This is a genomic window from Rhizobium sp. 3T7 (assembly GCF_020166565.1).
Lineage (GTDB): Bacteria > Pseudomonadota > Alphaproteobacteria > Rhizobiales > Rhizobiaceae > Rhizobium.
In genome coordinates this window covers 98,858-120,716 of record NZ_JAIQXS010000013.1, presented here as the reverse complement: position 1 = coordinate 120,716, position 21,859 = coordinate 98,858, and the positions used below count along the sequence as shown (strand labels likewise).

The 21,859-nt window shown below is 58.6% G+C and carries 21 protein-coding genes and 1 pseudogene; 14 read left to right on the top strand and 8 right to left on the bottom strand.

From position 1 onward, the window contains the following. Position 1: 1 nt before the first annotated feature. Positions 2 to 997 (top strand): LacI family DNA-binding transcriptional regulator, encoded by a 996-nt coding sequence (locus K9B32_RS18820; RefSeq protein WP_224564916.1) that lies wholly within the window; start codon positions 2 to 4, stop codon positions 995 to 997. 31 nt (positions 998 to 1,028) lie between these two features. Here the strand turns inward: K9B32_RS18820 and K9B32_RS18815 are convergent, their stop codons facing one another. Continuing rightward, positions 1,029 to 2,003, bottom strand: a complete 975-nt coding sequence (locus K9B32_RS18815) for a LysR family transcriptional regulator (protein ID WP_224564895.1) — start codon at positions 2,001 to 2,003, stop codon at positions 1,029 to 1,031. A gap of 107 nt (positions 2,004 to 2,110) precedes the next feature. On the opposite strand from K9B32_RS18815, the gene K9B32_RS18810 reads away from it, so the two are divergent. The 4 genes from K9B32_RS18810 (at position 2,111) to K9B32_RS18795 (ending at position 5,834) form a co-directional block, all read left to right on the top strand. Next, complete coding sequence (locus K9B32_RS18810) at positions 2,111 to 3,193, top strand: 4-oxalomesaconate tautomerase (RefSeq protein WP_224564893.1); 1,083 nt, start codon at positions 2,111 to 2,113, stop codon at positions 3,191 to 3,193. Positions 3,194 to 3,234: 41 nt separating this feature from the next. Further along, a complete protein-coding gene (locus K9B32_RS18805) occupies positions 3,235 to 4,239 on the top strand; it encodes an ABC transporter substrate-binding protein (RefSeq protein WP_224564891.1) in 1,005 nt (334 codons plus the stop codon). A gap of 64 nt (positions 4,240 to 4,303) precedes the next feature. Then, positions 4,304 to 5,071 (top strand): ABC transporter ATP-binding protein, encoded by a 768-nt coding sequence (locus tag K9B32_RS18800; protein WP_411969723.1) that lies wholly within the window; start codon positions 4,304 to 4,306, stop codon positions 5,069 to 5,071. After that, positions 5,058 to 5,834, top strand: coding sequence for an ABC transporter permease (locus tag K9B32_RS18795; protein ID WP_224564887.1), 777 nt, complete (start codon positions 5,058 to 5,060; stop codon positions 5,832 to 5,834). Before K9B32_RS18800 ends, K9B32_RS18795 begins: the two co-directional genes overlap by 14 nt. Before the next feature lie 300 nt (positions 5,835 to 6,134). On the opposite strand, the gene K9B32_RS18790 is transcribed toward K9B32_RS18795, so the two are convergent. Next, the gene (locus K9B32_RS18790; RefSeq protein ID WP_224564886.1) at positions 6,135 to 6,470 is read right to left on the bottom strand and encodes a helix-turn-helix domain-containing protein; all 336 of its coding nucleotides are present in this window, start codon (positions 6,468 to 6,470) and stop codon (positions 6,135 to 6,137) included. A gap of 292 nt (positions 6,471 to 6,762) precedes the next feature. Here K9B32_RS18790 and K9B32_RS18785 point away from each other — a divergent pair. Next, positions 6,763 to 7,010 (top strand): annotated as a pseudogene (locus K9B32_RS18785) (acetyl-CoA C-acetyltransferase); the annotation flags it as partial. A gap of 56 nt (positions 7,011 to 7,066) precedes the next feature. Here K9B32_RS18785 and K9B32_RS18780 read toward each other — a convergent pair. From K9B32_RS18780 to K9B32_RS18770, 3 genes are read right to left on the bottom strand one after another with little or no spacing between them, the layout of a single operon-like run. Continuing rightward, positions 7,067 to 7,693, bottom strand: coding sequence for a TetR/AcrR family transcriptional regulator (locus tag K9B32_RS18780; protein ID WP_224564884.1), 627 nt, complete (start codon positions 7,691 to 7,693; stop codon positions 7,067 to 7,069). A gap of 8 nt (positions 7,694 to 7,701) precedes the next feature. Beyond that, positions 7,702 to 10,812: an efflux RND transporter permease subunit gene (locus tag K9B32_RS18775; protein WP_224564882.1), complete on the bottom strand. Its 3,111-nt coding sequence runs from the start codon at positions 10,810 to 10,812 to the stop codon at positions 7,702 to 7,704. After that, entirely contained in the window at positions 10,809 to 11,924 is a 1,116-nt protein-coding gene (locus K9B32_RS18770) for an efflux RND transporter periplasmic adaptor subunit (RefSeq protein ID WP_224564880.1), read from the bottom strand. Before K9B32_RS18770 ends, K9B32_RS18775 begins: the two co-directional genes overlap by 4 nt. Before the next feature lie 98 nt (positions 11,925 to 12,022). On the opposite strand from K9B32_RS18770, the gene K9B32_RS18765 reads away from it, so the two are divergent. The 4 genes from K9B32_RS18765 to K9B32_RS18750 all read left to right on the top strand — a co-directional run bounded on the left by K9B32_RS18765 (position 12,023) and on the right by K9B32_RS18750 (position 15,565). Beyond that, a complete protein-coding gene (locus K9B32_RS18765; RefSeq protein WP_224564877.1) occupies positions 12,023 to 12,616 on the top strand; it encodes a TetR/AcrR family transcriptional regulator in 594 nt (197 codons plus the stop codon). 200 nt (positions 12,617 to 12,816) lie between these two features. Further along, complete coding sequence (gene fabF / locus K9B32_RS18760; RefSeq protein ID WP_224564875.1) at positions 12,817 to 14,115, top strand: beta-ketoacyl-ACP synthase II; 1,299 nt, start codon at positions 12,817 to 12,819, stop codon at positions 14,113 to 14,115. A 316-nt stretch (positions 14,116 to 14,431) separates the two neighbouring features. Further along, positions 14,432 to 14,944 carry an MATE family efflux transporter gene (locus tag K9B32_RS18755; RefSeq protein WP_224564873.1) on the top strand — a complete coding sequence of 171 codons (513 nt, stop codon included), beginning with the start codon at positions 14,432 to 14,434 and terminating at the stop codon, positions 14,942 to 14,944. A 408-nt stretch (positions 14,945 to 15,352) separates the two neighbouring features. Further along, the gene (locus K9B32_RS18750; protein ID WP_224564871.1) at positions 15,353 to 15,565 is read left to right on the top strand and encodes a hypothetical protein; all 213 of its coding nucleotides are present in this window, start codon (positions 15,353 to 15,355) and stop codon (positions 15,563 to 15,565) included. A 100-nt stretch (positions 15,566 to 15,665) separates the two neighbouring features. On the opposite strand, the gene K9B32_RS18745 is transcribed toward K9B32_RS18750, so the two are convergent. Then, entirely contained in the window at positions 15,666 to 16,238 is a 573-nt protein-coding gene (locus K9B32_RS18745; RefSeq protein ID WP_224564869.1) for a TetR/AcrR family transcriptional regulator, read from the bottom strand. A 113-nt stretch (positions 16,239 to 16,351) separates the two neighbouring features. Here K9B32_RS18745 and K9B32_RS18740 point away from each other — a divergent pair, with 113 nt between their 5' ends. Together K9B32_RS18740 and K9B32_RS18735 are read left to right on the top strand one after the other, a co-directional pair. Beyond that, positions 16,352 to 17,038, top strand: a complete 687-nt coding sequence (locus tag K9B32_RS18740) for a glutathione S-transferase family protein (protein ID WP_224564867.1) — start codon at positions 16,352 to 16,354, stop codon at positions 17,036 to 17,038. Between the two features lie 96 nt (positions 17,039 to 17,134). Further along, positions 17,135 to 18,106, top strand: coding sequence for an alpha/beta fold hydrolase (locus K9B32_RS18735; protein ID WP_224564865.1), 972 nt, complete (start codon positions 17,135 to 17,137; stop codon positions 18,104 to 18,106). Positions 18,107 to 18,180: 74 nt separating this feature from the next. Here the strand turns inward: K9B32_RS18735 and K9B32_RS18730 are convergent, their stop codons facing one another. Next, complete coding sequence (locus K9B32_RS18730; protein WP_224564863.1) at positions 18,181 to 18,585, bottom strand: hypothetical protein; 405 nt, start codon at positions 18,583 to 18,585, stop codon at positions 18,181 to 18,183. Positions 18,586 to 18,785: 200 nt separating this feature from the next. On the opposite strand from K9B32_RS18730, the gene K9B32_RS18725 reads away from it, so the two are divergent. Next, positions 18,786 to 19,211 (top strand): MarR family winged helix-turn-helix transcriptional regulator, encoded by a 426-nt coding sequence (locus tag K9B32_RS18725; protein ID WP_224564861.1) that lies wholly within the window; start codon positions 18,786 to 18,788, stop codon positions 19,209 to 19,211. Positions 19,212 to 19,274: 63 nt separating this feature from the next. Further along, positions 19,275 to 20,168 (top strand): NmrA family NAD(P)-binding protein, encoded by an 894-nt coding sequence (locus tag K9B32_RS18720; protein WP_224564859.1) that lies wholly within the window; start codon positions 19,275 to 19,277, stop codon positions 20,166 to 20,168. A gap of 287 nt (positions 20,169 to 20,455) precedes the next feature. Here K9B32_RS18720 and K9B32_RS18715 read toward each other — a convergent pair whose 3' ends face one another. Then, positions 20,456 to 21,781: a PLP-dependent aminotransferase family protein gene (locus tag K9B32_RS18715; RefSeq protein WP_224564857.1), complete on the bottom strand. Its 1,326-nt coding sequence runs from the start codon at positions 21,779 to 21,781 to the stop codon at positions 20,456 to 20,458. Positions 21,782 to 21,859: the final 78 nt, after the last annotated feature.

Sequence of the window (21,859 nt, the reverse complement as noted above, 5' to 3'; positions counted from 1 at the left end):
CATGCGCAAAAGAGCAACGGCGAAGCAAGTGGCGGAGGCCGCAGGAGTATCGAAGTGGACAGTGATCCGCGCATTCACGCCCGGGGCCTCGATCACCGAAGCGAGCAAGCGCAAGGTGCTCGAAACCGCCGCAGCTCTCAATTACACTCCAAACCTACTCGCCAGGAGCCTTGCCACAAACACCACCGGACAGGTGGCGGTCTTCGTTGATGACTTCGCCAATCCCCAGAAGTTGCCATTCCTTGAGTCACTGACTGAAAAGCTGCAGGCCGCTGGGCTCGTTGTGATGCTCATCAACATCAACAACCACTTCGACCACGTGAACGCGCTGCTTCATGCGGACCAACGGCAGGTGGACGCCATCATCCTTTTCGGCACGGCCTTTCGCGATGAGACTCTTACTGACCTTCAACTCGGCAACGGAATGCCACCGATGTTCGTGCTTGCACGAGATAGTCAGATCGAGGGTGTTCCTGCTGTTGTCTGCGACGCGGAACTCGCACTAAGGGAAATCGTCGATCACCTTCATGCCAAGGGCTACAAGCGTCCGGGCTTCATGAGCGGTGCGGCAGCACTCTCAACCGCATTGAGGCGTCGCCAACACTTCACCGAGTTCTGGGCGGAGAAGGGAGTAACGGATATCGCGCTTCTTTCCGCCGAGAAATATAGCGCCCCGGCCGGGGCTGCATCGATCAGGCGTTACCTCTCCCAGACCGCGGCTCAAGATCGTGTCGATGTACTCATGTGTGAGAACGATATTCTGGCTATCGGCGCCATGGACGAGATTCGCGGAAAGTTCGGCCTCAGAGTGCCCGAGGACATCGCAATCGTCGGCTTTGACAACTACGAATTGGGGGGGGCGTTTGCATACGGTCTCACGACCTACGAGCAACCGCTAAACGAGATGGTCGATGTGGTCCTCAAGATGATCAAGGGAAAGATCGAGCCCGAAACGATAACGCTTCCTGGAAGGCTCATCGTGAGGCGATCCGCGTAAAGCGAGGAATATTGTAGCGCGGGAACGTAGATCAATGTCGCGAGGAGCGTTGAGAGGAGCGGTATTGCACGCTTGTCCCAACGCTCATTGCGCTTTCACGGCCGTCCGTCCCGCTCTTCCAAGTTTTGAGAAGCACCTCAATGAACTTCTCGGCGGCGGGAGACAGTTGCGCGCCGCGTCTGCATACGATCCCGATGGTTCGGGTTACCACTGGGTCAACGATTGGGCGCGAGACCAAGTATGGGTGCTCTTCCTGAGGCGTCGCCAGTCTAGGAAGAACTGAGATGCCGAGCCCAGCCTCGACAAGTCCAAGGGACGTATTGAGATGGGTGACCTCGTAGAACCAGTTCAGCCTAAGGTTATGCTTCGCGAGCGCGCCGTCCAAAAGGGCTCGATTTCCGCTCGATCGATCGACGACGACGAGTGGATAACCATCGAGTTGAGCCCAGTTCAGTTGATCGTGAACCGCAAGAGGGTGATCCTTACGCATTGCCAGCACGAACGGGTCATCGATCAACGGTTCGAACGAAAGGTCTGGATCCGAATTCCCCATCAGATTGATACCGAACTCCACCTCCCCCCGCGCGACAGCTTGCAGCCCTTCGTTCGCTGTCAAATCGCGGATACGAAGCCTGATATTAGGATAGTCAGCGCCGAACTTCTTGATGACTGTCGGCAGAAAATAGAAGGCGGCGGTCGGAACACAGGCCATCGTGATTAGTCCGCGACGTTGCGACCCACCGTCTTTGAGGGCGAAAAGGGAACCATCGAACTCCTCCAGCATCCGCCTTACAAGCGGAAGCAACTCCTGCCCTGTGGCTGTCGCCGCAACGTGACGGGTCGTCCGATCGAGCAATGGCGCGCCAATGGACTGCTCAAGCTTCTGAATGCGTCTAGTGAGAGCCGGTTGTGAGATGTTGAGCGCCTGGGCCGCTCGATGAAAACTTTCGAGGTCCACGACCGCTTGAAAAGCTCGGAGATCTAGTATCTCGCAATTGATGCTCATTTCGCAATAATCCTCTCAAACATTGCATTTAACAAATACGCCGATGTTTCGCATATTGCAATAAGCAAGCGAATTGATCCGACTTACGCAATATTCGAGGACATGTAATGAACGACCTGATACGCATACCTTGCGTCCTTATGCGCGGCGGCACTTCGCGGGGCCCGTTTTTTCTGGCTTCCGATTTGCCCGCGGATCAAGCTGGTCGCGACGCAGCGCTGCTCTCGATAATGGGATCAGGTCACCCGTTGCAGATTGATGGAATCGGAGGAGGAAACCCGGTGACGTCGAAAGTTGCGATCATCGGTCCAGCCAGCGTTCATGGGGCAGACGTCGATTACCTGTTTGCCCAGGTGCGAACCGACCGACAGATCGTGGACTACTCACCGAACTGCGGCAACATGCTCGCCGCTGTCGGTCCATTCGCGATCGAGGCCGGTCTCGTACCCGCCGGCAATTTTGACACGCTCGTACGGATTCATAACGTGAACACGGGAAAAATCATCGAAGCGAAGGTCCCGACCCGGAAAGGCGAAGTCATCTACCTGGGCGATGCGTCGATTGATGGAGTTCCGGGCCTCGCCGCTCCGATCGCCCTCACCTTCTTGGATGCGGCCGGCGCGAAAACCGGAAAGCTCTTTCCCACTGGCAAGCCGCTAGACGTTATCGCCGGGGTCGAAGTTACCGCGATCGATTGCGCAATCCCGATGGTGCTTATTCGCGCCGCAGACGTGGGCGTAACTGGCTACGAAGACGCTGCGTCGCTATCGGCGAACCATCAGCTCATCGACCGCCTCGCCTCCATTCGGACTGAAGCAGGTCGTTTGATGGGAATGGGAGATGTGTCCGACATGGTCATCCCTAAGCCGGTTTTGATTTCCCCGGCCAAGAAGGGCGGAACGATATCAGTGAGATACTTTATGCCCAATGACTGCCACCCTGCTCTCGCTACCACGGGTGCAGTCGGGATTGCCACGGCCGCCACGACTTCAGGGACCGTAGCAGCACAAATCGTCGGCGAACAACTACTGCCGACGCTGGTTCGTATCGAACACCCCAGCGGACGTCTCGACGTGCAGCTGGAGACCCGAAACGGATCGATGGTCGCAGGTCTGGTTAGGACCGCGAGGAGACTATTCGAAGGATACGCCTTCGCTAAGCCGAACGAGCGTGTTGAAAACGCTGCATAACCCGCTCCGGCGAGGACCGGAGCAAATAGGGAGGAAATCTCATGCGTAAATATCTCTTGGCAGCAGCTACCGCGCTGTCTCTCACTACCGCAGCTCATGCCGCCGACTCTGTTCGCATGAGCGTGGGCTCCTACAATCTCAACAACTTGCCCTTCCCGGTGGCCGAAAGCTTGGGGTTCTATAAGGAGGAGGGTTTGGACGTCACGACTGAGAACTTCGCTCAGGGTGGCTCGAAAGTCCTCCAGGCCCTGGTGGCCGGGTCGACCGACGTCGCTGTCGGTTTTTATGACCACACAATCCAGATGCAGTCCCAAGGCAAGCATGTCGTAGGCTTCGTCCAGCTCGCAAGGAATTCAGGCCTTGTCCTCGCTGGCAAGAGCGACACTGATTTCGATCCCGCGAAACCTGAGACCATCAAAGGTAAGAATGTCGGCATCACCTCGCCCGGTTCCTCATCCGACTTCTTTATTCGCTATTACCTCAAGCAGCATGGTCTGACCGACAATGACATCTCGATTATCGGCGTCGGCTCGGGTGCCGCGGCTGTAGCCGCTCTCCAGCAAGGAAAGATCGACCTTCTGGTCAACTATGACCCCGCCGCCACGATCGTCGTTGAGCGTGGGCTGGGCAAAATCCTAATCGACGCAAGAAGCGACGAAGGTGCCAAGGCTGTGTACGGAGGCATCTATCCAACATCCGTCCTTTACGCCAGCCAAGACTACATCAACGAGCATCCCGAGGTAATTCAGAAGGTCACCAATGCGACCGTGAAGGCACTTCACTGGATGAAGGATCACTCTGCTGAGGAGATCGTAGCCCAGCTCCCGGATGACTTCGTTTCGGGCGACAAGCAGACGTACATCAAGGCAGTCGAGAACGCGAAGGCAATCTTCTCCCAGGATGGCCGGTTCACGCCTGCGGACCTCGAGGTTCCTCTCGCCGTCCTCAAGAGCTTCAACGAAAGCGTTGGCAAGGCCACGACCGACCTTAACACGACCTACACAAACAAGTTCGTCGAAGCCGCTGGCCACAGTGCCGAAAACTAGGGGGTGTAATATGGCAAACGCAGTAAGGAAAATCGAGGCGGTGTCTCAACCCAGCCTTCCCCCGATGGTCACCATAGACAACGTCACCATGGCGTTCGGGTCCTTTGTCGCAGTCGAAAACGTGAACCTCAAGGTCGGCAATGGCGAATTCCTTGCCATCGTGGGGCCTACGGGTTGCGGCAAATCGACAATTCTCAATGCGATCGCGGGCCTTCTAAAGCCGGCAAAAGGAGAGGTCTGTATTGACGGGACGCCCGTCAAGGACGTCCAAAACAATATCGGGTATTTGTTCCAGCAGGACGCTCTGCTGCCCTGGAAGACGGCATATCAAAATGTCGAGTTGGGCCTGTTGTTTCGCGGGGTGGCAGCTGAAGAGCGTCATCGCAAGGTCATGGCCTGGCTGGAGAAAGTGGGACTCAAGGGTTTCGAAGGACGCTTCCCCCACCAACTGTCGGGCGGCCAGCGCAAGCGCGTACAGATGGCGCAGGCTCTGATCACCGAGCCCAAGGTCATCTTGATGGATGAGCCGTTCTCGGCGCTGGACATACATACTCGCCACCTGATGCAGAACGAACTGCTCAAGCTTTGGCAAGAAGACCGTCGCGCCGTGGTCATGATCACCCACGACCTTGAAGAGGCTATCGCACTGGGCGACCGTGTGGTGGTTCTGGCTGCCGGACCACGCAGCCGCGTGATCGAAAGCTTCGGTGTCGATCTCGAACGTCCGAGAGACGTGGCCGAGATCAAACTCGATCCCAAGTTCATGACCCTTTACCGCGATATCTGGGCGTCCCTACGGGGCGAAGTGGAGAAAAGCTATGCAGGCCATTAATGTCCGCCTAATCCAAATCACACTGCTGGCAGTGATCCTCAGCGCTTGGCAGGTGGGCGTCACATCCGGCGTCATCGATCGTTTTTTCTTCCCGGCACCCTATGACATCGTCAACCAGGTCGTCAGCTGGGTTAGCGATCCGGGTTTCTACAAACACGTCGGCATTACGCTTAGCGAGACTGTACTCGGCTATCTCATCGGTACCGGTCTTGGTGTCGCCGCCGGCGTATGGCTCGGTCTGAGCCCCTCCATCGCGCGCATCCTCGATCCGTTCATCAAGGCCGTCAACGCGATCCCACGCGTTGTGCTTGCACCAATTTTCGTCCTGTGGCTCGGTCTTGGCCTGTGGTCGAAGGTTGCCCTGGCGGTCACGCTGGTCTTTTTCGTCACGTTCTTCAACGCACTTCAGGGCGTGCGTGAGGTAAACCCGGTCGTGCTGTCGAATACCCGTATCCTCGGCGCGCGGCGGTCTGAGCTGCTACGCCACGTCTACTTCCCGGCAGCGGCAACCTGGATTCTCTCCTCGCTCCGTACCTCCGTCGGCTTCGCTGTGGTCGGCGCAATCATCGGCGAATACCTGGGCGCATCCGCAGGCCTCGGCTATCTGATCGCACGCGCTGAGGGCAACTTCGACGCGGTGGGCGTGTTCGGTGGCATCATCATCCTCGCGGTGTTCGTGCTCATCATCGACCTGTTCCTCGATGTGGCCGAGAAGCGTCTCATCACATGGAAGCCGCGGCCTGGAGAAGAGCGGCCCGCTTGATTGATCGTTTGCGGTGAACGTGCTAACGGGCGGCGTAACGGCCGCCCCTCTTCGTGTTTATGACGACGCAAGGAAAGCACCGCAAGTGTCAGAGAGCACCGCGACAACCACCCTTGACACTCCACCCAAAGCCGCAGTTCGTTTAACCAGATTACCCAAGATTGCAGATGAAACCCTAGCAATCGACCTGCTATCAGCGCGCGGTAACCCTCTCCTGACTTTGAGTTGATTATGAACGACAGAGATATTTCCGCAATTAGGTAGCAACTGCCACCAGTCTCATCTGCCCCGGATTCAGCATTAAACCACCGCAACCTGGACTTTCTTGCCGATCCGCTGAACCATCTCGATGAGCGTATCTACGGTAAATTTTGAGACCTTTTTGTTGACCACGTCGGAAACACGCGGGCGAGAGACGTGGAGCTTTTCTGCGGCTTCCGCCTGCTTTAGATGGCTCGCAGCAATCCAGTCGGCGATTTCCGTCATCAAATTTTCTTTGATTTCGATCATGCCGGCGATCTGGGCGTCGGACTCCGCCTGAAGAGAGGCCGCCTCTTGAGGATCAAAACCAAGCTCTTCAAAAATATTGCCACCTGCTGGAGTAACGTGACCGATTGCATCATCCTTCGGCTTCATTTCGTTTTCCTTTTCTCGTTCAGTTTCTTTTCTCCAAAAGCTCTTGGTATAGCAACGCACTTCGCAACGCTGGGTGGGATCGTCCTCGGTTTTAAAGCGATCGGCGACGCGGTTTTGAGCGGGGGTTCCATTCCATGGGCTGTCATCGGTGCCTTTGTGGCCATTGTCAGCGCCCTCGGCATCTATTCGGACCTATTGGACTTTCTCGATGATTGGAAGACAGCGAAAGTCCGTCGTCAGGGTGGCGGGTCGATGCCTTCGAGGCCATGCTCGCACGCTGCGGCAAAAATCTCCCGCCATCGCCGAAGTCAAGGCGCATCGACCCACAGCCAGGAGCCGGCGTGGTGCACCACCGCTCCCATTCCCGCCATACGAAAATTGCTCGACAAAGTCGACTGGGCTGTTGAAGACGTGGAATCTGTTCGCGATGGTCGCAATGGCTGCGGCGAAGGATCTTGGCATCCGACGCGACCGCCTCAAGTTAATGACGGTGCATGCGCACTTGGGCACCCCATCGGCGCCACTGGAGCCCGCCTCGTCGAGTTCTACTGGACGGCGCCGCCACACGGCGCAGCGTGACCGGCCAGTGGACAATGCTAGCCAGCCCCACCTAGAGCTTTCAGAAAAAAGCGGATCTGGTCACGCAGACCTGCTTCGGTATCTTCGCCGTTTCGGACGCGCTGCTCGACGAGGACGGGGTGGTAGAACGGCATGAAGGCGTTCATCACACTTCGGGCGGCTTGCGCGGCATTTTCAACACCAAACTCACCTGCTTCAATCCCCTCTCTTACGATCGTTTCGATGATCCTCACGATCTCGTCACCATGGGCTTTGATGATCGCCCAGTTCTCCTCCGCCGCGGTGACGATCAGATCGTGGACCGGCTTCTCTTGGATGAACGTCATTTTCCTTTTCTGGTGGAGGACATTCAAAAGATCTCCGAGCTTCTCGTGAGCCGGCGCCTGCCTCCGTGCGATTGAATCGGCGGACTGAGCAGTTTGCGCGAAAAAGCGGCCACAGATCGACTTGTTGATTGCCGCCCTTGAGGGAAAAAAGCGGTAGATATTGGCGCTGCTCATTCCGAGGCAGGATGCAATGTCGGCCATCGATGTCTTTTGGTAACCGATGCGGCGAAAGTGTTCTTCCGCCACTTCGAGGATGCGCTCCCGGCAGAGATCGTTGTGGGTGTCTGTACGGGTGCGGAGGCTCGTCGTCTTGGGCACGAGATTCCCTACTCCGCAGCCAGTGCTATCGGCGGCTCGAGACGCTCGATCGTTTCTCCGTGGCCGTCTTCTTTCGCTGGCTTGATCCGGAACCACACAGCGTACAGTGCCGGAAGAAAGAGCAGGATCATGACTGTGCCTGCCGCCGTTCCGCCAATCAGTGTGTAGGCCATCGATCCCCAGAACACCGAATGGGTCAAAGGTATGAAGGCGAGGACCGCTGCAAGCGCGGTCAGGATCACGGGGCGTGTCCGCTGCACAGTCGCTTCAATCACAGCGTGATAGTCATCAAGACCAGCAGCCTGGTTTTCCTTGATTTGCTCTGTGAGGATTAGCGTGTTGCGCATGAGGATCCCCGCCAGTCCTATCAATCCGAGAATGGCATTGAAGCCGAAGGGCTGATTGAACAGAAGCAGCGCCGGAACCACCCCGGCAAGCCCGAGGGGTGCGGTCAACATGACCATGGTCATCGTTGACAGGCTGCGAACCTGGAGGATGATGACGATCAACATGGCCGCAATCATAACAGGGAAAACCTGGACGAGCGCGACGTTGGCCTTGAGGGACTCTTCGATATTTCCACCCATCTCGATGCGATATCCGACAGGCAGCGATGCGATCAGCGGCTGAAGTGCCTTCATGACCTGCTGTGAAACCTCGGGGGGTTGCGTCGCCTCGTTGATATCGGATCGTATCGTGATAACCGGCGTTCGATCACGACGTTTCAGGATCGGTTCCTCAAACCGGATCTCGGAATGGCCGATCTGATCAAGCGGAACCTGACGACCATTCCTGCTCATCAGTGAAAAGTCGGCAAGCCGTGATGGATCGAGGCGGTTCTCGCCTGCGCTTCGTGCGACAACAGGCACGTTACGGATGTTGTCGCGCACCTGGGTGACAGGGATGCCGCTCAGCAGCAACTGCATCTGCTGGGCTGCCTCCGCCGGCGAAAGGCCGATCAGATTAAGCCGATCCTGATCGGGGATAAACCGGAGCACCGGGGTTCGGTTGCCCCAATCCCTGTTGGCCTGCCGGACATCAGGCACACTTTTCATAATTGCCAGGGCCTGCTCAGAAATCTTGTAGAGTTCGTCCGGATCGGGTCCCATGATCCGAAACTCGACCGGAAACGGCGTATACGGCCCAAATACAAGCTGCGTTACGCGCACGGATGCCTCAGGAACTAGCCCGTCCGACACGGCAGCTCGAAGGCGATGCTTCAACGCCTCGCGAGCGTGAGCATCCGCAGTGAGCACCACGACCTTAGCGAAGGCTGGGTCGGGCAATTCGGGCGCCATGGCAAAGAAGAAGCGGGGCGCGCCCTGCCCTATATAGCTGGTGACGATTTTTGCCTCGGGCTGGTTTTGCAACCAGCTTTCAACTTTCTCGACCGCCGCTGTCGTTGTCTCGATGCTCGTGCCTTCAGGCATGCGTACCTCGACGAGAACCTCCGGGCGATCCGACGTCGGGAAGAATTGCTGTTTCACGCCTCCCATCCCGACGACAGAAACGGCCATGACGATACCCACGACACCGCACGTCACAAATTTATGCCGAACCGCAAACTCGATGAGCGAGCGCAGACGGCGGTAGTTAGGAGTATCATAGATTGCGTGATGTCCACCTTCGACCGGCTTGATGTCAGGCAGCATCTTGACGCCGAGGTAAGGCGTAAAGACCACTGCAACAACCCACGAAACGATCAGTGCAAAGCCCACGACCCAGAAGATGTTGCCGGCGTATTCACCTGCAGTTGATCTTGCGAAGCCAACGGGCATCAGTCCGATGATTGTGACGAGGGTGCCGGATAGCATCGGCGCCGCCGTATGACTCCAGGCGTAAGCGGCCGCCTTGATGCGATCCATACCCTCTTCCATCTTCACGACCATCACCTCAATGGCAATGATGGCATCGTCCACAAGAAGCCCCAGCGCAAGGATCAACGCGCCGAGCGTGATACGATCGAAGAACCGGCCGGTTTCGAGCATAATGAGGAAGACGACGGCCAGGGTGAGCGGGACAGCAAGCGCGACAACAATGCCTACGCGCCAGCCGAGGCTGACCAGGCTCACGAACAGCACGACACCAAGCGCCATTGCGAACTTGAGCATGAACTCGCCGACCGCCTCATCGATATTGACGGCCTGGTCGCTGACTTTGGCAAGCGTCATGCCGAGCGGCAGTGTCTGCGCGATAGCAGCGGATCGGGCTTCAAGCGCTTTGCCGAGCTCAAGACCATTCCAGCCCTGTTGCATCACTGCGCCCAGCATAATTGCTGGCTCGCCCTCATGGCGGATGATGTAGGTCGCGGGATCCTCATACCCGCGCCGAATATCAGCCAAGTCGGAAAGTTTGAGAGTGCGGCCAGCTGCAACGATCGGCGTATCGGCGATCGCCTGCATGCTGTTATATGCGCCGTCGAAACGGATAAAGACCTGCGGGCCACGCGTGTCGATCGAGCCGGCGGGCGTGACTGTGTTCTGTCTTTGCAAAGCTGCGGCGATGTCCTGTGCCGATATTCCAAGTGTTGCGAGCTTGGCATAGGAAAATTCGACGAAGATCTGTTCGGGTCGCTCCCCGAGGATGTTGATTTTCTTGACGCCCGGAACATGCAGGAGATCCTGACGGATGACCTCTGCCTGCCGAACAAGGTCACGCATCGGCATCCCCTTCGCCTTCAGTGCGTAAAGGCCGAAGCTCACATCGGAATATTCATCGTTAACAAAGGGACCAATGACACCTGGAGGAAGATTTCTGGCTTCGTCGCCAAGCTTCTTGCGAGCCTGATAGAACTCTTCCTCGACCGCGCCGGGTGGCGTACTATCCTTCAATGTGACGGTCAGAAAGGCGTAGCCTGGTCGTGTCGTTGTCTCGACACGGTCGTAATATGTCAATTCCTGGATGCGCTTTTCCAGTGGCTCGGCGACAAGATCCTGCATTTCACGCGCAGTGGCACCCGGCCACACTGAAGTGACCGTCAAGGTCTTGATGGTGAAGGAGGGATCCTCGGCGCGTCCTAGCTTGACGAACGCGTAAACCCCCGCCGCGGCCAACAGAACGATAAAGAACAAGGTAACGGCGCGTTCGCGAACCGCGATGGCAGAGAGATTGAAGCTCATTGCTTTGTCACCTCTTGCTGCACGCCCGTCCTGACGGCCGCGCCATTTTCCAGCAGATGCGCCCCCAGAGCGACAACCTGCTCACCGATTCCGATCCCGGTGACAAATGCTGTCTCCTCACCGATACGTTTGATGTCGACTGGCGTAAAATTCACAGTGGAAGTGGCTTCGTTAACAACCCAAACACCTGTCCGGCTGCCGTCGTCCAGGATGGCACCTACCGGAACAGTGACCTCCGACTGCCTGCCCGCATCCAGGATCTTGATCGTGACAGTCGAGCCAAGCGGTGCAGAGGCGGCGGCGCCATCGAGAACATAACGCGCCTCGTAGGTCCGGGTTTGCGGATCGGCTGAATCGGAAATCTGTCGCAGGCTAGCTTTTCCGCTTAGACTCTCGCCTCCATAGACACTGGCATGAGCTTCCGACCCTATCTCCGGCCGCAGGGTCTCAGGTAGCCAGACAACGGCTTCACGCGGCCCAGCCTGCGCGAGTTGGACGACCGTCTGGCCCGCTGCTACGACCTGCCCTGGGTCTCCAAGGGTATCGACGACCGTTCCATCCGAATCTGCAAGAAGGACGGCATAGGTGGCTGCGTTTTCCGCCACCTCGGCGTCAGCTTCAGCTGCGGCAAGCTGTGCAGAGGCCGTGTCGAGAGCCGCCTTCGCTTGTTCATAGCGCTGTGGAGTAGCAGCCAATCCATTTTTCACCAGCGCCGCATAGCGTTTCTCATCTGCTTCTGCCTGGATCAGGACAGCACGCGCTGCGATGACCGTATTGCGCTTCGCTGTCAGGGCGAGTTGGAGATCGGTCTCATCGATGCGCATCAGGGCCTGACCTTGTCTCACCTGCTGACCTACATCCACCAGCCGCTGGACAATCTTACCTGGGACCCGAAAACCGAGGTTGCTCTGTATCCGGGAAGCGACAGTGCCGGTAAAGGAACGTTCCGCTGTTTCCGCCTTCTTCGCCTCTGCCACCCTCACCAGTGGTGGAGCCGTCCTCGGATCTGCAGCCTCGGCTTCGTGTTTGGGTGTTTCGAATACGAGGACAAAGGCAGCAGCCCCCGCCGCTGCCACGAGCCCCACCAAAGCCAGGACATGTTTGCGATTCATTTTACATTCTCTTCTTGACGAGCGACCCCGAGGAATTAGATTGCGATCTAACTCTATTTGCATTATAGATGTCAATCGAAATCTAAGCGGAGATCAACATGAGAGTAAGCCGCGCACAGGCCGAGGAGAATCGGGACACCGTGATCAACGTCGCAAGCCGTCTTTTTCGAGAACACGGCTTCGACGGGATTGGCCTAAAGGATCTGATGAAGGGTGCTGGCCTCACGCAAGGCGGATTTTACAAGCAGTTCTCATCCAAGGACGACCTTGCTGCCCTAGCATCCAGGCGTGCGATGGAAAGCGCCACACGCAGATGGTCGACAGCGGCCGCGACCAGCTCCAATCCCCTCGAAGCAGTCATGGAGTTCTACCTCTCACCGGGACATCTTGGAGAAAGAGCCGACGGTTGCCCTTTGGCGGCCTTGGGATCGGACGCTGCGCGGCAAAGTGAAGAGGTCAGGCGTCCATTTGAAGATGGGATCCGAGCTCACTTTGAGGTCCTGGATGAGCTGATGGATGACACCAAGAGCCCGAGCTCCAGTCCCAGCGGCAATGCGATGGTGATACTCTCCCTTATGGTGGGTGCCGTCACGCTCTCGCGGATTCTCGAAGACGAGAATTTGTCGCAAAGCATTCTGGACGCAGCCGCGGCTCAAGTCAGGCGTCTTGCAAGTGGTGAAGGTGTCGCCTGAAGCGATCGCTGTCGCCTAAAGGCTGCCGCTGGATTCGATTATCTGGTGCAGGTTACGGGACCGCGTTGATACGCCGCCCGGATGGGCGGGCGAAAAGCGCTCTTTGTATGCGCAAACTGCATGTTGCGGGCACTGGTCGCAATCCCGGTCGGCACGCTTAGATCGTGCCAATTTTTAATGAGAAGACAGGCGGAGAACGTATGCGCCGTATCGTTATTACAGGAATGGGAGCTGTAAGCCCCCTTGGAGCTAATGTCGGAATCTCCTGGTCGCGCCTCCTCGCGGGTCGGAGCGGTATTCGGCGACTGGGGGACGATGTCGTCGGAGACCTGCCGTCGAAAGTGGGCGGAGTCGTCCCCTCGATCGCCGAAGACGCTGAAGGCGGCTTCGATCCGGATGCTGCCATGGCTCCAAAGGATCAACGCAAGGTCGACCGATTCATCCTCTTCGCGCTGGCGGCTGCTGAAGAGGCGCTTGCCCAAGCGAAGTGGAAGCCGCTTTCGAATGATGACCGACTGCGAACCGCGACCATCGTCGCTTCCGGTATCGGCGGCTTTCCGGCAATCACCGAGGCGGTTCGCACTGTCGATCAACGCGGCGTCCGTCGTCTTTCGCCCTTCACCATACCGTCGTTTCTCGTCAACCTAGCAGCGGGACAAGTTTCGATCCGCTTCGGTTTCAAAGGTCCGCTCGGCGCACCGGTGACGGCGTGCGCGGCCGGTGTTCAGGCGATCGGCGATGCGGCGAGACTTATCCGTGCAAACGAGGCAGATATTGCGGTATGCGGCGGAACGGAAGCCTGCATGAATATCGTCAGTCTCGGCGGATTCGCCGCGGCTCGGTCTCTTTCAACCGGCTTCAACGAAACGCCAAGCCGGGCCTCGCGCCCCTTCGACATGATGCGTGACGGCTTTGTCATGGGCGAAGGCGCTGGAATCCTGGTCATCGAAGCCCTGAGCCATGCGCTTGCTCGCGGCGCCACCCCGATTGCCGAACTCGTCGGATACGGTACAACGGCCGACGCCCACCACATTACCTCCGGTCCCGAAGACGGGAATGGTGCACGCAGAGCCATGGAAATCGCCATTGCGCAAGCTGGGATAGCCCCGCATGAAATTGGTCACCTGAATGCGCACGCGACCTCCACGCCGGTCGGTGATCTCGGTGAAATCAGGGCCATCAAGAGTGTTTTCGGTTCCGGCAATACCGTCGCTGTTAGCGGAACCAAATCAGCAACCGGACACCTGCTCGGCGCGGCCGGAGGGTTGGAAGCTATCTTCACGATTTTGGCGCTCAGCAACCAGATAGCACCACCGACCTTGAACCTGAATGCTCCGGATCCGGAAGCCGACGGTATCGATTTCGTCGCGAACAACGCGCGACGGATCGCGACGGAATACGCAATATCCAATGGCTTCGGCTTCGGCGGGGTCAATGCCAGCGCACTGTTCCGACGCTGGACAGAAGGCAGCCCCGGCCGCTCACCCGCCGTTAGCTGACGCGAGTTCTCGTCCCCACAAGAATATCAGGCTGTCTCGTTGCCAAGGAGGTGGACCCGCTATGAGGCCAACAATGCCGCCAATTCTGTCTCACCAGAGGCTTGACCGAGAACGTGGGCAAGGTCGGCTGCTCGAGGTGAGCCAGCCTCAGCAATTGAAGCAAGCAGCAAGCTCTGCTCCGTCGTCAGTCCCGTCGCACGTAACGAGGTGTCCGCCCGGCGCGAGATCACGCGGTATGCCCGCTGAAGGACAAAGCACAGGTCTTCGGCAAGCGGGCTGTTAGTGATTTCGCCTTCGAACGATTCCCGATCGGAAGATGGCCGGCATTACCTTGGTCTTCCCGGTCCTCATGCTGATGCAAACGATGTCGAACGGCGACATTGGCGGCGGAGTTTCCTCGTCCGTTGCACGTGCCCTGGGAGCCAACCGTCATGCCGACGCTGATGGGCTTGTCTGGCACTCGATCGTCCTCGCCGGCGGATTCGGCGCTGTCTTCTCGCTAGCTGCCATCCTGTGCGGACCGGTTCTTTACCGGTCGATGGGGCGGGACTGGAGCGACACTCACGGCAGCCCTCACCTATTCAGGAATCGTGTTCGCGGGCTCGATTCCGATCTGGATCACGGACTTGCTGTCAGCAGCCCTCCGCGGCGCCGGGAACGTAGCCGTGCCCGCGTTGGTGATTGTGTCTGGAGCCTGTATCCTGTTCGCGTTGTCGCCGCCTTTGATTTTCGGCTTGGGCCCGTTTCCGCGGTTGGGCGTTGCCGGGGGGCGGCGCCGCAGTCGTCATCTATTACGCACTGGCGGCGCTCGTGCTGGCACATTGCCTGAGATCATCCCGCAGCCCCCTGAAGCTCAGAATAGTCCCTCAACGGCGTCGATTGTTCACTGCGCTGACGCAATCGCCGGATTTGGCATTGCTTCCCGTCTCGATTACCTGCAAATCCCGATAATCTTCGGGCTTGGCACCGCCATCGTCACCATGGTCCGGCATCAACATCGGGGCCAATCAGATCGAGCGGGCGCGTCGGGTTGCCTGGGTTGGTGCGAGTATCGCGTTTGGCATCATGCAACTCATTGAAATCGTCGGTGCTCTGTTTCCGCACATATGAAGGGGCTGTTCAGTGCGGACCCAAATGCCCAGGAAATGGGATCCCTTTACTTGAGAACCGTGGCACTCGCGTATGGCGCGATCGGATTGGGATTGGCACTCTATTTCGCAAGCCAGGGGCAAAGTGCGTGCTTCTTCCCGTACTGGCCGGAACTGTCAGGATGATTGTCGCCGCCTTCCTGGGCTGGTCGGCGGTGATCTGGTTCGGAGCGAGTGTCAATGTCCTGTTCCAGATGGTGGCGCTGGCCGGACTTGCTTATGGCGTGCTCACGGCCGCAGCCGTTCTACCGCGTCGGATGTTCTTCCAGCGACGAGAACCTACTGGTCACGCCACTCGATAAATAGATCGGTTTCCAGGCCTGCGGAATTCGATTCGCGCCATGTCCACCCCAACAGGACGCGAAAATTTCGCAAGTGCGGGAATCTAGCTCCTGCGCTCAATTACGGGATGAGACTCGTAGTCCGATAGGCCCGGATCGTCCTGTCATAGATGGCGATGTCCTGGCAACCGCGCGCGACGAGCTGAGCCCCTTCGATGGCAGCAAAGATCGCCATCGCATGTTCCTGCAGATCCTGTTCGTTCGCCGAAGGCCTTGCCCGTGAGAGCACCTTGGTAAGCCAGTCGACGTTCATCGCGGCGAATTTATCGACCTCGGTTCGGACCTCCGTGGGAAGGTCATCGAGTTCCGCGCTCATGATGCCGCACAGGCACATGCGATTGTCGTCGGCCAAGGCCGAGCGAAAGATCGCCGCGTATCTGTCCATACACCAACTCGCATCGTTGGAAGTCGCCAGCAGCTCGGCCAGGTAGGTTGCGCCCTCTTCCGTATAGCGACGCGCCAATGCGGCGCCGAGATCGCCCTTGGTTGGGAAATGGTAGTGCACGCTGGCACTTTTGATCCCGACCTCTTTCGCGAGTTCACGAAAGCTGAGGGCATTGTAGCCGTGGGCCTGCACCGTCGCCTTAGCAGCCACCATGACCGCCTCACGCATGTCGTTCTTCGTTCTAGCCATCGCCGTTCCAGACCTATCACTCGATAGATAGTTGTTGACGCCGAGAAAGGGAAGGACTAATCGGTTGGCTGTTACCTATCTATCGATAGACAGACAACTCAAAGGATCCTTCAATGAAAATCTTCGATCGCCCCGGCTTTCCCAATCCGGCCCGCATCCGCATCGTCCTTGCTGAAAAGGGCCTCGAACCCCAGGTCGAGTTCGTCTCCGTCGACCTCATCGCCGCCGAACATAAGCAGCCGGCTTTCCTCGAAATGAACCCCTCGGGCGTGCTCCCGGTCCTCCAGCTCGATGACGGCACCTACATCGCGGAGGCCACCGCCATCACCGAATACCTCGACAATCTCGACGGCGATCCACGGCTCACCGGCAAGACGCCGAAGGAAAAGGCCGTCATCCACATGATGCAAAAGCGGGCCGAGACCGAACTGCTCGATGCGGTCGGCGACTACTTCCATCACGCGACGCCCGGCCTCGGCGCCGAGCTGCAGGTGTTCAAGAGCCCGGAATGGGCTGGCCGTCAGGACTGGGGCAACCGCCAGCGCAACAAGGCGCTAGCCGGCATGAGGTATTTCGACACGGTGCTGCAGGACCGTTCGTTCGTCGCCGGCGATGCATTCTCGATGGCCGACATCACCGTGTTTGCCGGGCTGATGTTCGCGGACGCCGCCGGCATTGCTATCCCTCAGGATCATTCCGCGCTGAAGTCCTGGCGTGCAAAAGTCTCCGCGCTGCCGAGCGTCAAGAATCGCAGCGGCCAGATGTTCGTCGCGGAGGATCTGCGCAGGCTCGGCTTCTGATCCCTCCGCACGAAAGCGGTGCGAACACCGCACCGACGCCCAACCACAGTCGCCAATCGCGCCGCCCAGGCGGCATAATTCTCACGGAGTTTCCTCATGTCTACGATCTCAACACCCGACACTGCTTCCCGGCGCAACCTGCTGAAAGGAGCCGCCATCGCCGGCGTCGGACTGGCGGCGGCCGGTGCCGGCGCGAACTCGGCAGCAGCAAAAACGCCCGCGTCAGTCCATGCCGGGAAGCCCACAGGCGATCATCTCGTCACGAAAGATGGCACCAGCCTCTATTTCAAGGACTGGGGTACCGGGCCGGCCGTGGTGTTCAGCCATGGCTATCCGCTCTCGTCAGACGCCTGGGAAGACCAGATGTTCTTCCTGTTGCAGAACGGCTATCGCGTCATCGCCCATGACCGTCGGGGTTTTGGCCGGTCGAGCCAGCCCTCCGGCGGTTACGACTACGACACCTTCGCCGACGATCTCGCGCAGCTTGTCGAGGCGCTCGATCTGCGCGAGGCAACCTTCGTCGGCCACTCGATGGGCGGTGGCGAGGTCGCACGCTACGTCGCGCGCCATGGCCAGAGCCGCGTTACCAAGGTCGCCTTCGTCTCCTCGGTGACACCTTTCCTGCTCAAGACCGCGACCAACCCGAACGGTGCTCCCAAGGAGCTGTTCGATACGTTCCGCGCCGCCGTGCAGGCAAACCGGTCGCAGTGGAATCTCGACGTCACCATGCCATACTACAGCTTCAACCGACCGGGGGCGCACATCTCGGAGGGCCTGCGGGAGAGCTACTGGCGCCAGGGGCAGGCAACAGGCTTTCTTGCCGCCTACCATGCGCTTGGCGCCTTTTCGGAAACCGATTTCCGTGATGACCTCAAGAAGATCACCGTGCCCGCGCTGGTGATCCATGGCAGTGACGACCAGATCGTGCCGCTGGAGATTTCCGCGAAACTGACCGCCGGGCTCCTACCGCATGCCAAGCTCATCGTCTACGACGGCGGCTCCCATGGATTGCTGCACGTCGACAAGGACCGCTTGAACGCCGACCTGCTGGCGTTCCTTCGCGGCTGATGGCGTGCAAAGGCCGGGGGCCGGCCGTAGCCCGGCCCCCGGCCTTTGCGTACGATCGAATGTGGGTCTGGCAATCAGGACGCCGCGATCTCGTTCACCGACGCGTCGTAAAAGAGATCGTCACCAAACTCTTCCCCGACGATGCCGCCCAGTTCTGCCGACAGTGACACCGCGGCGTCCAAGGGCGCAAACGTCATCGTCACCCGCTGCACGAGCCCGGTCTCATCGCGCTCGATGACCCCCACCGCTTCCAGATCGAGGCCGGTGCGAAGTGTTGCCTGATATTGCAGGAAATGGCGCTGATCGATCGCACCGTAGAAGGTGGGCTGCTGCGAGGCGTAGAGTGTGCCGACGGCCTCGACCAGGCTCTTAATATTGTCACGGCCCGAAACCGGACGGCGCAGGACCGTTCCTCTCAGTTCGGCGTCATCGGCAAGATCATCGAGGAATGGGTGCTTATCTCCGTTGCCGCCTGTCATGTCGTTTCTCCGGAAGGCGTGATTTCTGGGGTGGCCGCGTGAGCGCGATCCAAACTCAACACCGACCCTGCGGAACATAGTGTGTAACTGCACTTTAAGCAATGAGCCTTGGAATCGGGATGTGGCGAGTCTGCTACTTTGTCCGTCGAACGCCGAAGTTCGGACTTGACACTGTGCAATTGCACATTTAGATGTACCCCATGCTGACACCGACTGGTCCCCATCTCTGTTACGCCCTCGCCGCCCGCCAGAACGCTCGGCATCTGAGCCGTCTTTACGACAATCATCTGGCGCCTGCCGGACTGTCGGTCTCGCAGTTCTCGATTCTGTCGCTGCTGGAAGCCTACCAGAGCCTCAAGATTACTAGTCTGGCCGAAATGCTGAGCATGGAGCGCACGACTCTGGTCCGCGCGCTGAAGCCGCTGCAGGCAGCCGGATGGGTTGTCGCCGGTAGAGCCGACAGCGGCCGCGCCTTCGATGTCACCCTCTCCCCCTCCGGCGTCGCAAAGGTGGCGGAGGCAGTCCCCCTCTGGGAAAACGCCCAGGCCGCGTTTGAGCGGGAGGTCGGACAGGATCGTGCCGTGCGCATGCGCGATGAAATTCTGGAGCTGAAGCTCGGCGGGTAGCTCCCTTTTTTACCTAAAAGTGTGTAATTACACATATTATGATGCAAACACAAGGAGATAGAAATGACCGACACGTTCCTGGTCACCGGCGCGACCGGTGAGACCGGCCGCTACACCGTCCAACGTCTGCTCGGGAACGGTCATGCCGTCAGGGCTATGGTCCACAAGGAGGACCAGCGGGCCGAGGCGCTTCGCAGCGACGGCGCGGAGGTCGTGGTCGGCGACCTCTTCGAGCATGACGACGTTATCCGCGCCGCCGCCGGCACCGCCGCCGCCTATTTCTGCTATCCCGTCCGTCCTGGCATCATCCAGACGACGGCATATTTCGCAGACGCGGCCAAGCGCGCCGGGCTCAAAGCCGTGATCAACATGTCGCAGATCTCGGCACGCGAAGACTCCAAGAGCCATGCGGCGCGCGATCACTGGATCGCCGAGCGGATCTTTGACTGGTCGGGCGTACCGACCGTGCACCTGCGCCCGACCTTCTTCTCACAATGGCTGCTCTATCCGTTTGCGCGCAAGACCATCGTCGAGCAGAGCATTATCGATCTGCCCTATGGCGCCGGTCGTCATGCCCCGATCGCGGCCGAGGACCAGGCCTGCCTGATCGCCGCAATCCTGGCGGAGCCGGCCGCCCATATCGGCAAGACCTACACCCTCCATGGGCCGACCGAACTCGACCAGCCGGGCATTGCAGCAGCCATCAGCGAGGTGCTCGGCCGCAAGATCAGCTACCAGCCGCTGACCATTCCCGCCTATCGCGAGCGCCTGGAAAAGTTGGGCTTGCCTGAGTTTCTGATCCAGCATTTCTGCGCGATCGCCGTCGATTATCAAAACGGCATCTTCTCGGGCACCGACAAGATTATCGCCGAAGTGACGGGCAAGCCGCCCATGACTGTTCAGGACTTCGTCACGTCGCACCGGACGGCCTTCAATAGTCTCGATGCGGCGGCATGAGATCGCTCCGGCAGGCTCCAATGCCGCTGCGAGACCAAGCGCCTCTCGTCCGGTACCAGACCGCGTGGTGCTCGGCCGGCGCCAACAACGTGCTCAGGCGAGTAAGCCGTCTTCATTCAGCAAACCGCGGGCGGCACGAAGAATGCGCCGCGGCCAAGTTGAACATCGACCTTTCAGGTAAAGTCGCGCTCGCAACCGGAGAAGAGGCGTTCGAGCTAAACTAGTTTCTCTCGAATATGATGGGAACTTGCGGCTGCACCAGAGCCGTCAACACGTTGCGCGTGCAGCTACATAATGTGGGCGAGCGCAATCGCGTCGGCTACATCCTCGCAGCGCTCATCCAACATCGACGTTGCCACGCGAATGTTATTGCTATGAGCAACGCAGAATTTGCTTCCTGAGTTGACTGCAATGTTTCGGGCAGCGAGCGTAACCATTGCAAAGGGTTCAGAGACAACTGGCACCCACAAAGACAACCCTTCCCCATCTTCGATGGTGAGGCCGCGCACTCGCAAGGCGCTAGCGAGCATATCACGTCGTTTTTTATAGGTAGCCCGGGCAGATGCGATATTTTCCCAAGTTCCCGGTTGGCGCAACAACCATGCGCCGGCGGCTTGAAGGACGCGGCTGGTCCAGGCTGCACTAAAACTGCGATAAGATTGAATCTGTTCAACGACTGCCGACGTGCTCGACAATACGGCTAAGCGAAGGTCGGGACCGAGCGTTTTAGAAAACGAGATGATGTGAATGATCCGGTCGGGAAACTGGGTGCCAAGCGAATGACGCTCAACCCCGGAAATATCGGAGATGCCATCATCCTCAATTATCAGGGTGTCGCTGTTACGTAGTACTTCGGCTAGTTCGCCTAGGCGTTGCGCCGTCACTGTCCGGCCGGTCACCGAATGCAGCCGCGGCTGGAAGAGGAAAACGACCGGTTTGTAGCGCATGGCATCCTGTAGCGATGAGGGCAGCGGCCCGTGCTCGTCACATTTCACAGGTAGGATGCGTGCGCCCTGATGCTCAAGGATATCGAGGAGGCGCATCGCCGTCGGTTCTTCGATAGCGACAGGCGCACCGGGGGTCACCAGTGCATGAATAGCGGTATACACAGCGTTATAACCACCGTTGGTCGCCAGCAATGCCTCCGGATCATACGGCCATGTCTTGCGAAGTTCGGCCTCCAGTTCCGGCAGAATACGGCTGCGCTCGTAGCTGTTGAGGTTCTCCGCGCAAGCCCCATATGCCAGCGCCTTCTCTAAAGGCGGCAGCAGCCTTGGGTCCGGAACGGCCATCGTCAGGTCGAGCACATCGGCACCGTAGTGGCCGGAACTTGCCAGGCGCTCTGGTTTTGCGATGAAGCGGTCGCCGCTCACCCAGGTGCCGTTTCGTCCCCTGCCTGTAATGATCTTTTGCCGTCTAAGCTCGCTCCAGGCCTCCGAAATCGTGGCCGGGCTGACACCGAGCGAAAAAGCGAGATCACGGATTGGAGGCAACTTGGCGCCGACCGGAAGCGCCCCTGCCCTGATCAAGGCACTGGTTTCTAATGCGATTCCGCGAATTGTTCGATCGCTTAATTTTTCGGCAAACCAGGTCGAATCGTAGGCGTCGCTCATTTTCTCACCAAATTAAATGTTCAATAACGTAATAACATTTGATCATTACGAAGTGAACATTTTAATCTCCCTTCGTAA

Coding starts and splice junctions, on each gene's coding strand:
- K9B32_RS18755 (WP_224564873.1), top strand. CDS start 14,432: ATGGCCGGCATTACCTTGGTCTTCCCGGTCCTCATGCTGATGCAAACG.
- K9B32_RS18810 (WP_224564893.1), top strand. CDS start 2,111: ATGAACGACCTGATACGCATACCTTGCGTCCTTATGCGCGGCGGCACT.
- K9B32_RS18795 (WP_224564887.1), top strand. CDS start 5,058: ATGCAGGCCATTAATGTCCGCCTAATCCAAATCACACTGCTGGCAGTG.
- K9B32_RS18820 (WP_224564916.1), top strand. CDS start 2: ATGCGCAAAAGAGCAACGGCGAAGCAAGTGGCGGAGGCCGCAGGAGTA.
- K9B32_RS18740 (WP_224564867.1), top strand. CDS start 16,352: ATGAAAATCTTCGATCGCCCCGGCTTTCCCAATCCGGCCCGCATCCGC.
- K9B32_RS18775 (WP_224564882.1), bottom strand. CDS start 10,812: ATGAGCTTCAATCTCTCTGCCATCGCGGTTCGCGAACGCGCCGTTACC.
- K9B32_RS18815 (WP_224564895.1), bottom strand. CDS start 2,003: ATGAGCATCAATTGCGAGATACTAGATCTCCGAGCTTTTCAAGCGGTC.
- K9B32_RS18720 (WP_224564859.1), top strand. CDS start 19,275: ATGACCGACACGTTCCTGGTCACCGGCGCGACCGGTGAGACCGGCCGC.
- K9B32_RS18805 (WP_224564891.1), top strand. CDS start 3,235: ATGCGTAAATATCTCTTGGCAGCAGCTACCGCGCTGTCTCTCACTACC.
- K9B32_RS18770 (WP_224564880.1), bottom strand. CDS start 11,924: ATGAATCGCAAACATGTCCTGGCTTTGGTGGGGCTCGTGGCAGCGGCG.
- K9B32_RS18725 (WP_224564861.1), top strand. CDS start 18,786: ATGCTGACACCGACTGGTCCCCATCTCTGTTACGCCCTCGCCGCCCGC.
- K9B32_RS18715 (WP_224564857.1), bottom strand. CDS start 21,781: ATGAGCGACGCCTACGATTCGACCTGGTTTGCCGAAAAATTAAGCGAT.
- K9B32_RS18730 (WP_224564863.1), bottom strand. CDS start 18,585: ATGACAGGCGGCAACGGAGATAAGCACCCATTCCTCGATGATCTTGCC.
- K9B32_RS18765 (WP_224564877.1), top strand. CDS start 12,023: ATGAGAGTAAGCCGCGCACAGGCCGAGGAGAATCGGGACACCGTGATC.
- K9B32_RS18745 (WP_224564869.1), bottom strand. CDS start 16,238: ATGGCTAGAACGAAGAACGACATGCGTGAGGCGGTCATGGTGGCTGCT.
- K9B32_RS18800 (WP_411969723.1), top strand. CDS start 4,304: ATGGTCACCATAGACAACGTCACCATGGCGTTCGGGTCCTTTGTCGCA.
- K9B32_RS18790 (WP_224564886.1), bottom strand. CDS start 6,470: ATGAAGCCGAAGGATGATGCAATCGGTCACGTTACTCCAGCAGGTGGC.
- fabF (WP_224564875.1), top strand. CDS start 12,817: ATGCGCCGTATCGTTATTACAGGAATGGGAGCTGTAAGCCCCCTTGGA.
- K9B32_RS18735 (WP_224564865.1), top strand. CDS start 17,135: ATGTCTACGATCTCAACACCCGACACTGCTTCCCGGCGCAACCTGCTG.